Origin of the sequence: Citrobacter sp. 50677481 (genome assembly GCF_001463265.1) — a bacterium.
Taxonomy (GTDB): domain Bacteria; phylum Pseudomonadota; class Gammaproteobacteria; order Enterobacterales; family Enterobacteriaceae; genus Citrobacter_A; species Citrobacter_A sedlakii.
This window is the reverse complement of record NZ_LNHZ01000001.1, coordinates 39,575-56,062: the sequence shown is the minus strand read 5'-3', so window position 1 is coordinate 56,062 and position 16,488 is coordinate 39,575. Positions and strand designations below refer to the sequence as shown.

The 16,488-nt window shown below is 57.5% G+C and carries 15 protein-coding genes; 13 read left to right on the top strand and 2 right to left on the bottom strand.

Annotated elements, in window-relative coordinates; all coding sequences use genetic code 11:
* Window positions 1–17 precede the first annotated feature (17 nt).
* The 7 genes from pxpB (at window position 18) to nei (ending at window position 5,588) form a co-directional block, all read left to right on the top strand.
* Window positions 18–674 (top strand): 5-oxoprolinase subunit PxpB, encoded by a 657-nt coding sequence (gene pxpB / locus APU02_RS00280; protein ID WP_060568887.1) that lies wholly within the window; start codon window positions 18–20, stop codon window positions 672–674.
* Window positions 668–1,600 carry a 5-oxoprolinase subunit PxpC gene (gene pxpC / locus APU02_RS00275; protein ID WP_060568886.1) on the top strand — a complete coding sequence of 311 codons (933 nt, stop codon included), beginning with the start codon at window positions 668–670 and terminating at the stop codon, window positions 1,598–1,600. Before pxpB ends, pxpC begins: the two co-directional genes overlap by 7 nt.
* Complete coding sequence (pxpA, locus tag APU02_RS00270) at window positions 1,590–2,324, top strand: 5-oxoprolinase subunit PxpA (RefSeq protein ID WP_042285375.1); 735 nt, start codon at window positions 1,590–1,592, stop codon at window positions 2,322–2,324. Before pxpC ends, pxpA begins: the two co-directional genes overlap by 11 nt.
* Window positions 2,325–2,399: 75 nt before the next feature.
* The gene (locus APU02_RS00265; protein WP_042285372.1) at window positions 2,400–3,128 is read left to right on the top strand and encodes a DUF969 domain-containing protein; all 729 of its coding nucleotides are present in this window, start codon (window positions 2,400–2,402) and stop codon (window positions 3,126–3,128) included.
* Window positions 3,125–4,120 (top strand): DUF979 domain-containing protein, encoded by a 996-nt coding sequence (locus APU02_RS00260; RefSeq protein ID WP_042285370.1) that lies wholly within the window; start codon window positions 3,125–3,127, stop codon window positions 4,118–4,120. Before APU02_RS00265 ends, APU02_RS00260 begins: the two co-directional genes overlap by 4 nt.
* A 9-nt stretch (window positions 4,121–4,129) precedes the next feature.
* Window positions 4,130–4,774: a pyroglutamyl-peptidase I gene (gene pcp, locus APU02_RS00255; protein ID WP_060568885.1), complete on the top strand. Its 645-nt coding sequence runs from the start codon at window positions 4,130–4,132 to the stop codon at window positions 4,772–4,774.
* 22 nt (window positions 4,775–4,796) lie between these two features.
* On the top strand, window positions 4,797–5,588 hold the full coding sequence (nei, locus tag APU02_RS00250; RefSeq protein WP_060568884.1) for an endonuclease VIII: 792 nt from the start codon (window positions 4,797–4,799) through the stop codon (window positions 5,586–5,588).
* A 26-nt stretch (window positions 5,589–5,614) separates the two neighbouring features.
* Here the strand turns inward: nei and APU02_RS00245 are convergent, their stop codons facing one another.
* Complete coding sequence (locus APU02_RS00245) at window positions 5,615–6,667, bottom strand: AbrB family transcriptional regulator (protein WP_060568883.1); 1,053 nt, start codon at window positions 6,665–6,667, stop codon at window positions 5,615–5,617.
* A gap of 180 nt (window positions 6,668–6,847) precedes the next feature.
* Window positions 6,848–8,131, bottom strand: coding sequence for a citrate synthase (locus APU02_RS00240; protein ID WP_042285358.1), 1,284 nt, complete (start codon window positions 8,129–8,131; stop codon window positions 6,848–6,850).
* Window positions 8,132–8,880: 749 nt separating this feature from the next.
* Between APU02_RS00240 and sdhC the strand changes: the two genes are divergently transcribed.
* The 6 genes from sdhC (at window position 8,881) to odhB (ending at window position 16,422) form a co-directional block, all read left to right on the top strand.
* Entirely contained in the window at window positions 8,881–9,285 is a 405-nt protein-coding gene (sdhC, locus tag APU02_RS00230; RefSeq protein ID WP_042286197.1) for a succinate dehydrogenase cytochrome b556 subunit, read from the top strand.
* Window positions 9,279–9,626: a succinate dehydrogenase membrane anchor subunit gene (sdhD, locus tag APU02_RS00225; RefSeq protein ID WP_042285355.1), complete on the top strand. Its 348-nt coding sequence runs from the start codon at window positions 9,279–9,281 to the stop codon at window positions 9,624–9,626. The genes sdhC and sdhD overlap by 7 nt, the downstream gene beginning before the upstream one ends.
* Complete coding sequence (gene sdhA, locus APU02_RS00220) at window positions 9,626–11,392, top strand: succinate dehydrogenase flavoprotein subunit (RefSeq protein ID WP_042285351.1); 1,767 nt, start codon at window positions 9,626–9,628, stop codon at window positions 11,390–11,392. Before sdhD ends, sdhA begins: the two co-directional genes overlap by 1 nt.
* Window positions 11,393–11,407: 15 nt before the next feature.
* A complete protein-coding gene (gene sdhB / locus APU02_RS00215) occupies window positions 11,408–12,124 on the top strand; it encodes a succinate dehydrogenase iron-sulfur subunit SdhB (RefSeq protein WP_042285348.1) in 717 nt (238 codons plus the stop codon).
* Window positions 12,125–12,385: 261 nt separating this feature from the next.
* Window positions 12,386–15,187 (top strand): 2-oxoglutarate dehydrogenase E1 component, encoded by a 2,802-nt coding sequence (sucA, locus tag APU02_RS00210; protein ID WP_060568882.1) that lies wholly within the window; start codon window positions 12,386–12,388, stop codon window positions 15,185–15,187.
* Between the two features lie 14 nt (window positions 15,188–15,201).
* On the top strand, window positions 15,202–16,422 hold the full coding sequence (odhB, locus tag APU02_RS00205) for a 2-oxoglutarate dehydrogenase complex dihydrolipoyllysine-residue succinyltransferase (protein ID WP_060568881.1): 1,221 nt from the start codon (window positions 15,202–15,204) through the stop codon (window positions 16,420–16,422).
* The last annotated feature ends 66 nt before the right edge of the window (window positions 16,423–16,488 follow it).

Sequence of the window (16,488 nt, the reverse complement as noted above, 5' to 3'; positions counted from 1 at the left end):
GACGAAGAGGAACGCAAGTGCAACGAGCGCGCTGTTATCTGTTAGGCGAAACGGCGGTGGTACTGGAGCTGGAACCCCCCGTGACGCTGGCGAGCCAGAAACGTATCTGGCGACTGACCCAGCGTCTGGTCGACATGCCAAATGTGATTGAAGCTATCCCAGGGATGAACAATATCACGGTGATCCTGCGGGAGCCGCAAACCCTGGCGCTGGATGCCATTGAGCGTTTGCAGCGCTGGTGGGAAGAAAGCGAGGCGCTGGAGCCCGACTCGCGCAATATTGATATCCCGGTGGTTTACGGCGGCGCGGGCGGTCCCGATCTCGCTCTGGTGGCTCGTCACAGTGGGCTGAGCGAAAAGCAGGTGGTCGAACTACACGCGTCGGTTGAGTACGTGGTCTGGTTTTTAGGTTTCCAACCCGGTTTTCCCTATCTTGGGAGCTTACCGGAACCGTTGCATACGCCCAGACGCGCCGAACCGCGCCTGATCGTTCCGGCAGGTTCTGTCGGGATCGGTGGCTCGCAGACGGGCATTTATCCGCTCGCGACGCCGGGCGGCTGGCAGCTCATCGGACACACGCCGCGGAAACTGTTCGATCCGACGCAGGATGAACCGGTCCTGCTGCGTCCCGGCGACAACGTGCGCTTTATCCCGCAGAAGGAGGGGGTATGTTGAAGATTATTCGCGCGGGAATGTACGCTTCGGTACAGGATGGTGGCCGTCACGGTTTTCGCCAGTCCGGTATCAGCCACTGCGGCGCGCTGGATCGACCCGCCATGCATATCGCCAATTTACTGGTCGGCAACGACGCCAACGCGCCCGTGCTGGAAATTACGCTCGGACAGTTGGTGGTCGAATTTGAGGCCGACGGCTGGTTTGCCCTGACCGGCGCAGGATGCGAAGCGAAACTGGATGAGCACCCGGTCTGGACAGGCTGGCGACTGCCGGTAAAAGCGGGTCAGCGTCTGACGTTAAAGCGTCCGCAACACGGTATGCGCAGCTACCTGGCGGTGGCCGGAGGCATTGCCGTACCTGAAGTCATGGGGTCGTGCAGTACGGACCTGAAAGTCGGGATTGGCGGTTTCGAAGGGCGTCTGCTCCGGGACGGCGACCGCCTCGCCATTGGCGCACCGGCGCGGCAATTCCTCGGCGCCCAGGGGGTAAAACAGCTGCTGTGGGGAAACCGGCTTCGCGCACTGCCGGGGCCGGAATATCACGAGTTTGATACGGCATCGCAGGCGTCGTTCTGGCGTTCGCCGTGGTACCTCAGTCCGCAAAGTAACCGGATGGGCTACCGGCTGCAGGGACAGCCGCTAAAACGCACCACCGAACGTGAACTGCTGTCCCACGGTTTGCTGCCCGGGGTGGTGCAGGTGCCGCACAACGGTCAGCCGATTGTATTAATGAACGACGCTCAGACCACCGGCGGCTATCCGCGAATCGCCTGTATTATCGAAGCGGATATGTACCATCTGGCGCAGATCCCGCTCGGTCAGCCGATTCATTTTGTCCAGTGTTCGCTGGAAGACGCGCTGAAAGCGCGCCAGGACCAGCGGCGCTATCTTGAACAACTGACATGGCGGTTGAGCAATGAACATTGATTTGAATGCGGACCTCGGCGAAGGCTGCGCAAGCGATGCGGAACTGTTAACGCTGGTCTCTTCGGCCAATATTGCCTGCGGGTTTCATGCCGGGGATGCGCAAACCATGCTGTCGAGCGTGCGAAATGCGCTGAAAAACGGCGTCGCCATTGGCGCGCACCCCAGCTTTCCCGACCGGGAAAACTTTGGCCGTACGGCAATGACCCTGCCGCCGGAAACCGTCTACGCGCAGACGCTGTATCAGGTCGGCGCGCTGGCGGCTATCGCGAAAGCGGAGGGCGGCGTTCTGCGTCACGTCAAGCCGCATGGGATGCTCTACAACCAGGCGGCGAAAGACCCGCAGCTTGCGGACGCGATCGCGAAAGCGGTACATGCCTGCGACCCCGCGCTGGTTCTGGTCGGACTGGCGGGCAGCGAACTGATCCGTGCGGGTGAGCGTTACGGACTTGTCACCCGCCAGGAAGTATTCGCCGACCGCGGCTACCAGCCTGACGGTTCGCTGGTGCCGCGTAGCCAGCCGGGAGCGCTGATCGACGACGAGGAACAGTCGCTGGCGCAAACGCTGGGGATGGTGGAAAGCGGCCGCGTGCAGAGTGTGACCGGCGCGTGGGCCAGCGTGGTCGCCCAGACAGTGTGCATTCATGGTGACGGCGAGCACGCACTCGCTTTTGCCCGACGTCTGCGCGAAGCGTTTACGACGCGCGGTATTCACATTACAGCTTAAACAATGACGTCGTCCCAAAGAGGACGACGCGCTGACGTACGACACAACAAAAACACAACAGACAAGGAATGGATTATGGGAGATGCTATCACTCTCTGGCCACTGATGGGCATTGCCGTCATTGTGGTCGGGTTTCTTTTACGCTTTAACCCGGTGCTGGTGGTCATTGTGGCCGGGATCGTCACCGGACTGGCGGCGCAGATGCCGATCGCCACGATCCTCGAAAAACTGGGAGAAGGCTTTCTCAATACCCGCAATCTGCCGTTTATTCTGTTGATCCCGCTTGCGGTGATCGGTCTGCTGGAGCGTCACGGTCTCAAAGAACGCGCCCAGACGTGGATCGCGAAAATTCGCAGCGCCACCGCGGGTCGTCTGTTGGTGGTGTACCTCTTTATCCGTGAAGTGACGGCGGCGCTGGGGCTGACCAGCCTCGGCGGCCATCCGCAGATGGTGCGTCCTTTGCTGGCGCCGATGGCGGAAGGCGCGGCGGAGAAGAATTACGGTCAGTTGCCTGGCGCGGTACGCTATCGCCTGCGGGCGATGTCGGCGGCGACAGATAACGTTGGGCTGTTCTTTGGCGAAGATATCTTCGTCGCGTTCGGCGCGATCATCTTCATGCACAACTTTATGCTGGAATCCGGCGGGATCCAGACCGAACCGCTGCACATTGCGCTGTGGGGGATCCCCACGGCGATCTGCGCGTTTCTGATCCACGGCGCGCGCCTGTGGCGGCTCGATAACTATCTGCAACGTGAGATGGCGAAAGCCAGTGCGGCGAACGCGGGTAAAGGAGATGCGCAATGAATTTTCAGCAAAGCTACCTCTACTGGCTGGCAGGCGTTATTCTGTTGATTGTCGCTCTGATGTCCTGGCGGGACAAAGCCAACCCGCGACGGCTGACGACGGGATTATTCTGGGGTGTCTACGGTCTGCTGTTTTTACTGGGCGACTGGACCTATCAGTTAGTGGGCGACAAGCGCGCGGTGAATATCGCCGTTGGCATTGCCGTGGTGTTGATGGCGCTGATTGCCGGATTTGGCGGCGTAAAGCTCGGCAGCTATCATCAGCGTACCCGTGAGCAACGTGAAGAGAGCGCGACGCGTCTCGGCAACCGCCTGTTTTATCCGGCGCTGGCGATTCCGGTAGTGACGGTGATCGGCGTGCTGATGTTCAACCATATTCCCGGTTTACAGGAAGGGCTGTTCGGGCCGGGTAACCACGCTACCCTGGTCACGCTGTTTTCCATGACCGCAGGTTCGCTGATCGGCCTCGGCATGGCGATCAAAATGACGCACGAGAAGGTCCATCAGCCGATTCAGGAAGCGCGGCGTTTGCTCGACTCCATCGGCTGGGCGTTTATTCTGCCGCAGATCCTCGCGACGCTGGGACTGTTGTTCACCGCCGCAGGCGTGGGCAGCGGCATTTCGTATCTGACTCAGGAATACCTCGCCGTTGACAGCCGCTTTATCGCGGTGGCGGTGTATACCCTCGGGATGGCGCTGTTGACGATGGTGATGGGCAACGCCTTTGCCGCTTTCCCGATCGTGACGGCAGGGATTGGCATTCCGATTCTGGTGCTCCAGCACGGCGGCAATCCGGCGGTGATGGCGGCGATTGGCATGTTTTCCGGCTACTGCGGTACGCTCATGACGCCGATGGCGGCAAACTTCAACATTGTTCCTGCCGCGTTGCTGGAGCTGCCGGATAAAAACGCGGTGATTAAAGCGCAGGTGCCGACCGGCGTGTTGCTGCTTATCGTCAACGTGTTCCTGATGTATTTCCTGATGTTCCTGTAAGGAGGAAGGATGAAAACGGTATTGATCACCGGTTTTGAGCCGTTTGGCGGCGAACAGATTAACCCCTCCTGGGAAGTGGTGTCGCGCCTCGACAACGCAATTATCTGCGGATGTCGCGTGGTTGCGCGCCAGTTACCCTGCGTGTTTGGCGAATCGCTCAGCGTACTGAATGCGGCGATTGACGCGCTCTCTCCGGCGCTGGTGCTGGCGGTTGGTCAGGCCGGGGGGCGTTCGGATATCACCGTTGAGCGCGTGGCGATCAACGTCGATGATGCCCGCATTGCGGATAATAAAGGCCAGCAGCCAGTGGATATGCCGATAGTGATCGACGGTCCGGCGGCCTGGTTTAGCACGCTGCCGATCAAAGCGATGGTGAGCGCGATGCGTGAGGCGGGCGTGCCGGCGTCGGTATCGCAAACTGCCGGCACCTTTGTCTGCAACCATGTCATGTACGGGCTGCTGCATAAATTAAGCGGCCTGTCGGAGGTGAAGGGCGGATTTATTCATATCCCTTATCTACCGCAGCAGGCGGCGGCGCATCCGGGCGCGCCCAGCATGGCGGCGGAAACGGTGCGTCAGGCACTGGAAATCGCCATTGAGACCGCGCTACAGGTCGAAAAGGATCTTGTGGTGACGGGCGGCGCAACCCACTAACACTATCGATAAGGACAGTATCATGCCTGAAGGCCCGGAGATCCGCCGCGCGGCGGATACCCTGGAGGCGGCGATCAAAGGTAAACCGTTGACGGACGTCTGGTTTGCCTTTGCGCAGTTAAAACCCTTTGAATCACAGCTACAAGGGCAGCGAGTGACGGAAATGGAAACGCGCGGTAAAGCGCTGTTGACCCATTTTTCCGACGGCCTGACGTTATACAGCCACAATCAGCTTTACGGCGTGTGGCGAGTGGTGGACAGCGGTGAAGCGCCGCAGACCACCCGCGTACTGCGTGTGCGGCTGCAAACGGCGGATAAAGCCATTCTGCTCTACAGCGCCTCGGATATTGAGATGCTGACGCCGGAGCAACTTACTACCCATCCCTTTTTACAGCGCGTTGGCCCGGATGTGCTCGATCCGCGTCTGACGGCTGAAGCGGTAAAAGAACGTCTGCTTTCGCCCCGTTTTCGCAATCGACAATTTGCCGGGCTGCTACTGGATCAGGCATTTCTCGCCGGGCTGGGTAACTACCTGCGCGTCGAGATCCTCTGGCAGGTGGGACTAAACGGCAGTCACAAAGCGAACGCGTTGAATGCGATACAACTCGACGCGTTATCCCACGCGCTGCTGGATATTCCACGCCTGTCCTATACCACGCGTGGGCGGGTGGATGAGAATAAACACCATGGCGCGCTGTTTCGCTTTCATGTGTTCCACCGTGACGGTGAAACGTGCGAGCGCTGTGGCGGGATCATTGAAAAAACCACGCTTTCGTCGCGCCCATTTTACTGGTGTCCGCACTGTCAAAAATAGTGAGCAGTCTGACCACGCGACGTTTTTCAGCGCTGTGATGGCCGTTTTGGCGCGTAGGTGGAAATAAAACGCGCCACCGCCGGGCCGGTCAGCAAGATGCTGAACAGGCGCAGGGTTTGCATCGCCATGATCAGCGCCATATCGGCGTTGCTGCCAGCGGCGATCACCGCCACGGTGTCCAGCCCGCCGGGGCTGGTGGCGAGGTAGGCGGTCATAAAATCAATTTGCATGTAGTGCGCGAGGCCCCAGGCCATTGCCGCGCAAATCGCCATCAGGGAAAAGATGGAGGCGAGTATTTGCGGCAGGGGGCGCAGCGCCATGAAAAACACCTGTTTATCGAAGCCCAGACCGATGCGCCAGCCAATCGCCATATAGGCAATCGCCAGCAGCCACTCCGGCAGTTCAATCACCATCGTCCCGCTGGTATGCAGCAACGCGCCTGCCAGCATCGGCAGCAACATCGTACCGGACGGGATCCGCAACAGCCGTCCGGCAAGACCCGCAATGGCCGCCAGCAGCAGGGTAGACAGTAAGTTAATGCTTAGCGGCGGAAACCATTCCACCTGCTGGCTGACGGCCTCTGCGCTGTCGCCCAGAATCAGGCGGGTGACCAGCACCGCCGCCCCCGCAACGAACAGCACGCGTAAATACTGCATAAATGCCACCAGACGGATGTCCGCGCCATAGTCCTGCGCCATGGCGACCATCGCCGCCGCACCGCCGGGCGAAGAGCCCCACGCGCCGGTGTTGCCCGGCAGCGAACTGTAGCGCACCAACAGCCAGCCCACTACCGCGCTGGAAAGCAGCGTAACCAACAGCACCGCCAGGACCATCGGCCAGTGAAGGGCAAGCGTGGTGAGGATGGAGCCGGTAAGGTTTTGCGCAATCATGCAGCCGAGGATCGCCTGGGCGGCGAGGAAGGCGGTACGGGGCAGTTTCAGGGGCATCCCGCGCAGACTAAACACAATGCCTGCCAGCATCGGGCCGAGCAACAGCGCCGCCGGGAGATGAACGTACAGGAACAGCAGGGAAAGAAGTAACGACAAGACAAATAAGGCGCCCCACTGCAAAGATGGCATTCCCTGCTCCTGAATAACGTTTAGCGAAATCTCAGGAAATCATAGAGAAAGTGTGAGCAGATTAAAATAACGCGGGTCAATAAAAGAGGGGATGGTGCGGTTAACAGGCCATCCGGCAGGGGGGAGAGCCGGAGCGCGCTGGCACGCATCCGGCGTGGGGGACGCCGGATGCGTAAAGCATTAACGCTTAATGTCAGACTTAAAATCACGCTGATCGTAGCCGGTATACAGCTGACGAGGACGGGCGATTTTCATGCCTTCGCTGTGCATTTCATTCCAGTGCGCAATCCAGCCGACGGTACGTGCCATCGCGAAGATCACGGTGAACATAGAGGACGGAATCCCCATCGCTTTCAGAATGATACCGGAGTAGAAGTCCACGTTCGGGTAGAGCTTCTTCTCAATGAAGTACGGGTCGTTCAGCGCGATGTGTTCCAGCTCCATGGCCACTTCCAGCAGGTCATCTTTCGTGCCCAGCTCTTTCAGCACTTCATGGCAGGTTTCACGCATTACGGTGGCGCGCGGGTCGTAGTTTTTGTACACGCGGTGGCCGAAGCCCATCAGGCGGAAAGAGTCGTTTTTATCTTTCGCGCGACGAACAAATTCCGGAATGTGTTTAACTGAGCTGATTTCTTCCAGCATTTTCAGGGCCGCTTCGTTTGCGCCGCCGTGTGCCGGTCCCCACAGGGAAGCGATGCCCGCCGCGATACAGGCAAAGGGGTTGGCGCCGGAAGAACCTGCGGTACGAACGGTGGAGGTGGACGCGTTCTGCTCGTGGTCAGCGTGCAGGATCAGGATACGGTCCATTGCACGTTCCAGCACCGGGTTCACTTCATACGTTTCGCACGGCGTAGAGAACATCATATTCAGGAAGTTACCGGAATAGGAGAGGTCGTTACGCGGGTAAACGAATGGCTGACCGATCGAATACTTGTAACACATCGCTGCCATCGTCGGCATTTTGGAGAGCAAACGGAAAGCCGCGATTTCGCGGTGGCGCGGATTGTTCACGTCCAGCGAGTCGTGATAGAACGCCGCCAGCGCGCCGGTGATCCCGCACATTACCGCCATGGGATGTGAGTCGCGGCGGAAGGCGTGGAACAGGCGGGTGATCTGCTCGTGGATCATGGTATGACGGGTCACCGTGGTTCTGAACTCGTCGTATTCAGCCTGCGTCGGTTTTTCGCCGTACAGCAGGATGTAGCACACTTCCAGGTAGGTGGAGTCGGTGGCCAGCTGATCGATCGGGAAGCCGCGGTGTAACAAAATCCCTTCATCGCCGTCGATGAACGTAATTTTGGATTCGCAGGATGCGGTAGAGGTGAAACCCGGATCAAAAGTGAACATGCCTTTTGAACCCAGACTACGAATATCAATAACGTCCTGACCCAGCGTGCCCTTCAGCACGTCCAGTTCGATAGCAGCATCACCATTAAGGGTGAGTTTTGCCTTTGTATCAGCCATTTACGGTCTCCTTAGCGCCTTATTGCTTGAGACTGCACAGGTGAGATCTGTCTTCTACACATCGTCCTTCACGCGTGCCGCGTTGACGCAGCGGGAATGAGTTTGTGTAAACATAAAATTAACTGTTACCGGTTTGTTATTCGGCTCGCCGCTCTGCGTGAGAGGAGAAAACCAGGGTACAGAGCAATGGGCGCTTGCAGGTAAATCAGTTAACTCATGGTGAAATAGCAACAAATCAACAACTTAGCAATCCGAATTATTCAACCTGTCTATCACTATTAACTGTACTGAAGGGATCGGTCAATATCTTCTTACTGTTACATAACTTATTTGCAGGTTAAAGAGTGACCCCATAACTTTTACGCATTATATGCTTTTTCTGGTGTTGTTTGTAACAACTTTGTTTAATGATTGTCAAATCAGATGATTAAAAATTAAAAAAATGTTGTTATCGTGACGTAGGTCACTGTTCGCGATAAAACCCGACAAACTATATGTAGGTTAATTGTAATGATTTTGTGAACGTCCTATACTGCCGCCAGGTCTCCGGAATACCCTGCAATCCCGAGCCACCCAGCGTTGTAACGTGTCGTTTTAGCATCTGGAAGCAGTGTTTTACATGACGCGCAGTTATAGAAAGGACGCTGTCTGACCCGCACGCAGACCGGAGGAAGGAAATCCCGTCGTCTTTCAGGCTACAGGTGGATGAGCCTCTGTACCCGAAGTCTAAAGGGAATAATAAGAACAGCATGTGGGCGTTATTCATGATAAGAAATGTGAAAAAACAAAGACCTGTCAATCTGGATCTGCAAACGATCCGGTTCCCAATCACGGCGATAGCGTCCATTCTCCATCGCGTTTCCGGCGTGATCACCTTCGTGGCGGTCGGGATTCTGTTGTGGTTATTGGGTACCAGCCTCTCTTCCCCGGAAGGATTCCAGCAGGCGTCCGCCATCATGGGGAGCTTCTTCGTTAAATTTATCATGTGGGGCATTCTCACCGCGCTGGCGTACCACGTGGTGGGCGGCGTGCGTCACATGTTAATGGATTTTGGCTATCTGGAAGAAACATTCGAAGCGGGTCAACGCTCGGCCAAAATCTCTTTCGTTATCACTGTCGTGCTTTCACTTCTCGCAGGAGTCCTCGTATGGTAAGCAACGCCTCCGCATTAGGACGCAATGGCGTACATGACTTCATCCTGGTCCGCGCTACCGCTATCGTTCTGACGTTATACATCATCTACATGGTGGGGTTCTTCGCCACGAGCGGCGACCTGACCTGGGAAGTCTGGACCGGTTTCTTCTCATCGGCCTTCACCAAAGTCTTCACTCTGCTGGCCCTTTTTTCCATCTTGATTCATGCCTGGATCGGCATGTGGCAGGTGTTGACCGACTACGTTAAACCGCTGGCCGTTCGTTTAGGCCTGCAACTGGCTATCGTCGTTGCGCTGGTGGTTTACGTCATTTATGGATTTGTTGTGGTGTGGGGTGTGTAATGAAATTGCCAGTCAGAGAATTTGATGCAGTGGTCATAGGCGCAGGCGGCGCGGGTATGCGTGCGGCGCTGCAAATTTCCCAGAGCGGACAAACCTGTGCGCTGCTCTCTAAAGTCTTTCCAACCCGTTCCCATACCGTTTCCGCGCAGGGCGGCATTACCGTCGCGCTCGGTAATACCCATGAGGATAACTGGGAATGGCACATGTACGACACCGTCAAAGGGTCGGACTACATTGGTGACCAGGACGCGATTGAATATATGTGCAAGACCGGACCGGAAGCGATTCTGGAGCTGGAGCACATGGGGCTGCCTTTTTCCCGTCTTGATGACGGTCGTATCTATCAGCGTCCGTTTGGCGGCCAGTCGAAAAACTTCGGCGGCGAGCAGGCGGCACGTACCGCAGCGGCAGCTGACCGTACCGGCCATGCGCTGCTGCACACGCTGTATCAGCAGAACCTGAAAAACCACACCACCATTTTCTCCGAGTGGTATGCGCTGGATCTGGTGAAGAACGCCGACGGCGCGATCGTGGGTTGTACCGCGCTGTGCATTGAAACCGGTGAAGTGGTTTACTTCAAAGCCCGCGCCACGGTGCTGGCGACCGGCGGCGCAGGCCGTATTTATCAATCCACCACCAACGCCCATATTAATACCGGCGACGGCGTGGGCATGGCGATTCGCGCAGGCGTGCCGGTGCAGGACATGGAAATGTGGCAGTTCCACCCGACCGGTATCGCCGGTGCGGGCGTACTGGTCACCGAAGGTTGCCGCGGCGAAGGCGGCTATCTGCTGAACAAACACGGCGAACGCTTTATGGAGCGTTATGCGCCGAATGCGAAAGACCTGGCGGGTCGCGACGTGGTGGCGCGTTCCATCATGATTGAAATTCGCGAAGGTCGCGGCTGCGACGGTCCGTGGGGGCCGCATGCCAAGCTGAAACTTGATCATCTGGGGAAAGAGGTTCTGGAGTCCCGTCTGCCGGGTATTCTCGAACTTTCCCGTACCTTTGCCCACGTCGACCCGGTGAAAGAGCCGATTCCGGTTATCCCGACCTGCCACTATATGATGGGTGGAATCCCGACCAAAGTGACCGGCCAGGCGCTGACCGTGAACGAGCAGGGCGAAGACGTGGTGATTCCGGGCCTGTTTGCGGTGGGCGAAATCGCCTGCGTCTCCGTACACGGCGCCAACCGTCTGGGCGGCAACTCGCTGCTGGATCTGGTGGTGTTTGGCCGTGCGGCGGGTCTGCATCTGCAGGAGTCTATCGCGGAGCAGGGCGCACTGCGCGATGCGACCGACGACGAAATCGACGCCTCACTGGCGCGCCTGAACCGCTGGAACAATAACCGCGACGGTGAAGATCCGGTCGTGATTCGCAAAGCGCTGCAGGAATGTATGCAGCACAACTTCTCGGTATTCCGTGAAGGCGACGCGATGGCGAAAGGGCTGGAACAACTGAAGGCGATCCGCGAGCGGCTGAAAAACGCCCGTCTGGACGATACTTCCAGCGAGTTCAACACTCAGCGCGTTGAGTGCCTGGAGCTGGATAACCTGATGGAAACTGCCTACGCCACGGCGGTTTCAGCAAACTTCCGTACCGAAAGTCGCGGCGCGCATAGCCGCTTCGACTTCCCGGAGCGTGATGATGAAAACTGGCTGTGCCATTCCCTGTATCTGCCAGAGACGGAGTCCATGACGCGACGTCAGGTCAATATGGAACCGAAACTGCGCCCGGCATTCCCGCCGAAGATTCGTACTTACTAATGCGGAGACAGGACAATGAAACTCGAGTTTTCAATTTATCGCTATAACCCGGATGTTGATGACGCTCCGCGCATGCAGGATTACACCCTGGAAGGCGAAGAAGGGCGCGATATGATGCTGCTGGATGCACTGATGCAGCTGAAAGAAAAAGATCCGAGCCTCTCTTTCCGTCGCTCCTGCCGTGAAGGGGTCTGCGGGTCTGACGGACTGAACATGAACGGCAAAAACGGCCTGGCGTGCATCACGCCCATTTCGGCGCTGAATCAGCCGGGTAAGAAAATTGTCATCCGTCCACTGCCAGGGTTACCGGTGATCCGCGATTTGGTGGTAGACATGGGGCAATTCTACGCACAATATGAGAAGATTAAGCCTTACTTGTTGAATAATGGGCAAAATCCTCCGGCGCGCGAGCATTTGCAGATGCCCGAGCAGCGGGAAAAACTCGATGGGCTGTATGAATGTATTTTGTGTGCGTGCTGCTCAACGTCTTGCCCGTCTTTCTGGTGGAACCCGGATAAGTTCATCGGCCCGGCCGGTCTGTTAGCGGCATACCGCTTCCTGATCGACAGCCGCGATACCGAAACCGACAGCCGCCTGGAAGGAATGAGCGATGCATTCAGCGTATTCCGCTGTCACAGCATCATGAACTGCGTCAGTGTGTGTCCTAAGGGGCTAAACCCGACGCGCGCCATCGGCCATATTAAGTCGATGCTGTTGCAGCGCAGTGCATAACGTGTAAACGCCGGGGAAGCGATTCCCCGGTGATGCAGGAAATCTTTAAAAACCGCTACATTGCAGTACCCGTCATCGAGGCGTACAGGACGAGACAAGGCAGCCAACAACGTCGCAGCCTGAACGCAGAAGATGAATGGCAGTTTTTAAAGGTTCCTTCGCGGGCCAGTAAGAGCTCGCAGGTGAACCCCGGCACGTACACTCGGTGTGCGTGGTAGTTTCTACGGCGAAAGTAAGCATAAAAATGCTTAAGGGATCACGATGCAGAACAGCGCTTTGAAAGCCTGGCTGGACTCTTCTTACCTCTCTGGCGCAAACCAGAGCTGGATAGAACAGCTCTATGAAGACTTCTTAACCGATCCTGACTCTGTGGACGCGAACTGGCGTTCCACGTTCCAGCAGTTGCCTGGTACAGGGGTCAAACCGGATCAATTCCATTCAAAAACGCGTGATTATTTCCGTCGTCTGGCGAAGGATGCCTCACGTTACTCTTCTTCGATTTCCGACCCTGACACCAATGTGAAGCAGGTTAAAGTCCTGCAGCTCATTAACGCTTATCGTTTCCGCGGTCACCAGCATGCGAATCTCGATCCGCTGGGACTGTGGAAGCAAGAAACCGTGGCGGATCTGGATCCTTCCTTCCACGATCTGACCGAGGCCGACTTCCAGGAAAGCTTTAACGTAGGTTCTTTTGCTGGCGGCAAAGAGACGATGAAGCTGGGCGAGTTGCTCTCCGCCCTCAAACAAACTTACTGCGGCCCGATCGGCGCCGAGTACATGCACATCACCAGCACCGAAGAAAAACGCTGGCTGCAACAGCGTATCGAATCCGGACGCGCGGCGTTTAGCGCCGATGAGAAAAAACGTTTCCTGAGCGAACTGACCGCGGCGGAAGGCCTGGAACGTTATCTGGGCGCGAAGTTCCCGGGCGCGAAACGCTTCTCGCTGGAAGGCGGCGACGCGTTAATACCGATGCTGAAAGAGATGATCCGCCATGCGGGCAACAGCGGCACCCGTGAAGTGGTGCTGGGAATGGCCCACCGTGGTCGTCTGAACGTGCTGGTCAACGTGCTGGGTAAAAAACCGCAGGATCTGTTCGACGAATTTGCGGGCAAACATAAAGAACACCTCGGTACCGGTGACGTGAAGTACCACATGGGCTTCTCGTCCGATATTGAAACCGAAGGCGGCCTGGTCCACCTGGCGCTGGCGTTTAACCCGTCGCACCTGGAGATCGTCAGCCCGGTGGTTATCGGTTCCGTGCGGGCGCGACTGGACAGACTCGACGAGCCGAGCAGCAACAAAGTGCTGCCGATCACCATTCATGGTGACGCCGCGGTGACCGGGCAGGGCGTGGTTCAGGAAACCCTGAACATGTCGAAAGCGCGGGGATACGAAGTGGGCGGGACCGTTCGCATCGTTATCAACAACCAGGTGGGCTTCACCACCTCTAATCCGCTGGATGCCCGATCCACGCCGTACTGCACCGACATCGGTAAAATGGTGCAGGCGCCGATCTTCCACGTCAACGCGGACGATCCGGAAGCGGTGGCGTTTGTCACCCGTCTGGCGCTGGACTTCCGTAACACCTTTAAACGTGATGTCTTCATCGACCTGGTATGCTACCGCCGTCACGGCCATAACGAAGCCGACGAGCCGAGCGCAACCCAGCCGCTGATGTACCAGAAAATCAAAAAACACCCGACCCCGCGTAAGATCTACGCCGACAAACTGGAAGCCGACAACGTCGCCACGCTGGAAGACGCGACCGAAATGGTCAACCTTTACCGTGACGCGCTGGACGCCGGCGAATGCGTGGTGAAAGAGTGGCGTCCGATGAACATGCACTCCTTTACCTGGTCGCCGTACCTCAACCACGAGTGGGACGAAGCATACCCGAACAAGGTGGAGATGAAGCGTCTGCAGGAGCTGGCGAAACGCATCAGTACGGTGCCGGAAGCGGTTGAGATGCAGTCCCGCGTGGCCAAAATTTACGCTGACCGCCAGGCGATGGCGGCGGGCGAGAAACTGTTCGACTGGGGCGGCGCCGAAAATCTGGCTTACGCCACGCTGGTTGATGAAGGTATCCCGGTACGTCTGTCCGGCGAAGACTCCGGTCGCGGCACCTTCTTCCACCGCCACGCGGTGATTCATAATCAGTCTAACGGTTCAACCTACACCCCGCTGCAGCATGTGCATAACGGCCAGGGCAGCTTCCGGGTATGGGACTCCGTTCTGTCTGAAGAAGCGGTACTGGCGTTTGAATACGGTTACGCCACGGCGGAACCGCGTACCCTGACGATCTGGGAAGCGCAGTTCGGTGACTTCGCCAACGGCGCGCAGGTGGTGATTGACCAGTTCATCTCCTCCGGCGAACAGAAGTGGGGCCGCATGTGTGGCCTGGTGATGCTGCTGCCGCACGGTTACGAAGGCCAGGGGCCGGAGCACTCCTCCGCGCGACTGGAGCGTTATCTGCAGCTTTGCGCCGAGCAGAACATGCAGGTTTGCGTGCCGTCCACCCCGGCTCAGGTGTACCACATGCTGCGTCGTCAGGCGCTGCGCGGTATGCGCCGTCCGCTGGTGGTCATGTCGCCGAAATCGCTGCTGCGTCATCCGCTGGCGGTTTCCAGCCTGGATGAGCTGGCCAACGGCACCTTCCTGCCGGCCATTGGCGAAATTGATGATATCAATCCGAAAGGCGTGAAGCGCGTGGTGATGTGTTCTGGTAAGGTTTATTACGACCTGCTGGAACAGCGCCGTAAGAACGATCAGAAAGATGTCGCCATTGTGCGCATCGAGCAGCTTTATCCGTTCCCGCATCAGGCGATGCAGGACGTGCTGAAACAGTACGCTCACGTACATGATTTTGTCTGGTGTCAGGAAGAGCCGCTCAACCAGGGCGCCTGGTACTGCAGCCAGCATCATTTCCGTGAAGTGATTCCATTTGGGTCCGCCCTGCGTTATGCAGGTCGCCCGGCCTCCGCCTCTCCGGCGGTAGGGTATATGTCCGTTCACCAGAAGCAGCAACAAGATCTGGTTAATGACGCGCTGAACGTCGATTAAATAAAGGATAAATAATGAGTAGCGTAGATATTCTTGTTCCCGACCTGCCTGAGTCCGTAGCGGACGCGACCGTCGCCACCTGGCACAAAAAACCAGGCGATGCCGTAGTTCGTGACGAAGTGCTGGTCGAAATCGAAACTGACAAAGTGGTACTGGAAGTACCGGCATCAGCGGACGGCATTCTGGATGCGGTTCTGGAAGACGAAGGCACTACCGTGACCTCTCGCCAGATCCTGGGTCGCCTGCGTGAAGGCAACAGCGCCGGTAAAGAAACCAGCGCGAAATCCGAAGAGAAAGCGTCCACCCCGGCGCAGCGCCAGCAGGCGTCTCTGGAAGAGCAAAACAACGATGCGCTCAGCCCGGCGATCCGTCGCCTGCTGGCCGAACACAACCTGGATGCCAGCGCCATTAAAGGCACCGGCGTCGGTGGCCGCATCACCCGTGAAGATGTAGAAAAACATCTGGCGAAAGCGCCGGCGAAAGAAGCGTCCAACACATCCGCTGCGGCTGCGGCGGCACAGCCAGCGCTTGGCGCTCGCAGTGAAAAACGCGTCCCGATGACCCGACTGCGCAAGCGCGTGGCCGAGCGTCTGCTGGAAGCGAAAAACTCCACCGCGATGCTGACCACCTTCAACGAAGTCAACATGAAGCCAATCATGGATCTGCGTAAGCAGTACGGCGAAGCGTTCGAGAAACGTCACGGTATCCGTCTGGGTTTCATGTCCTTCTATGTGAAGGCGGTGGTTGAAGCGCTGAAGCGTTATCCGGAAGTGAATGCGTCTATCGACGGCGACGACGTGGTGTATCACAACTATTTCGACGTGAGCATGGCGGTGTCTACGCCGCGTGGCCTGGTGACGCCCGTCCTGCGTGACGTGGATACGTTGGGCATGGCTGACATCGAGAAGAAAATTAAAGAGCTGGCCGTCAAAGGCCGTGACGGCAAGCTGACGGTAGAAGACCTGACCGGCGGTAACTTTACCATCACCAACGGTGGTGTGTTCGGTTCCCTGATGTCCACCCCGATCATCAACCCGCCGCAGAGCGCGATCCTCGGGATGCACGCCATTAAAGATCGTCCGATGGCGGTGGAGGGCAAGGTTGAAATCCTGCCGATGATGTACCTGGCGCTGTCTTACGATCACCGCCTGATCGACGGCCGCGAATCCGTGGGCTTCCTGGTGGCGATTAAAGAGCTGCTGGAAGATCCAACGCGTCTGCTGCTGGACGTATAGTCATTTTTTAGCGTCACCTGCCCCGTAGGCCGGATTAAGCGTAGCGCCGTCCGGCAAAGATACCGC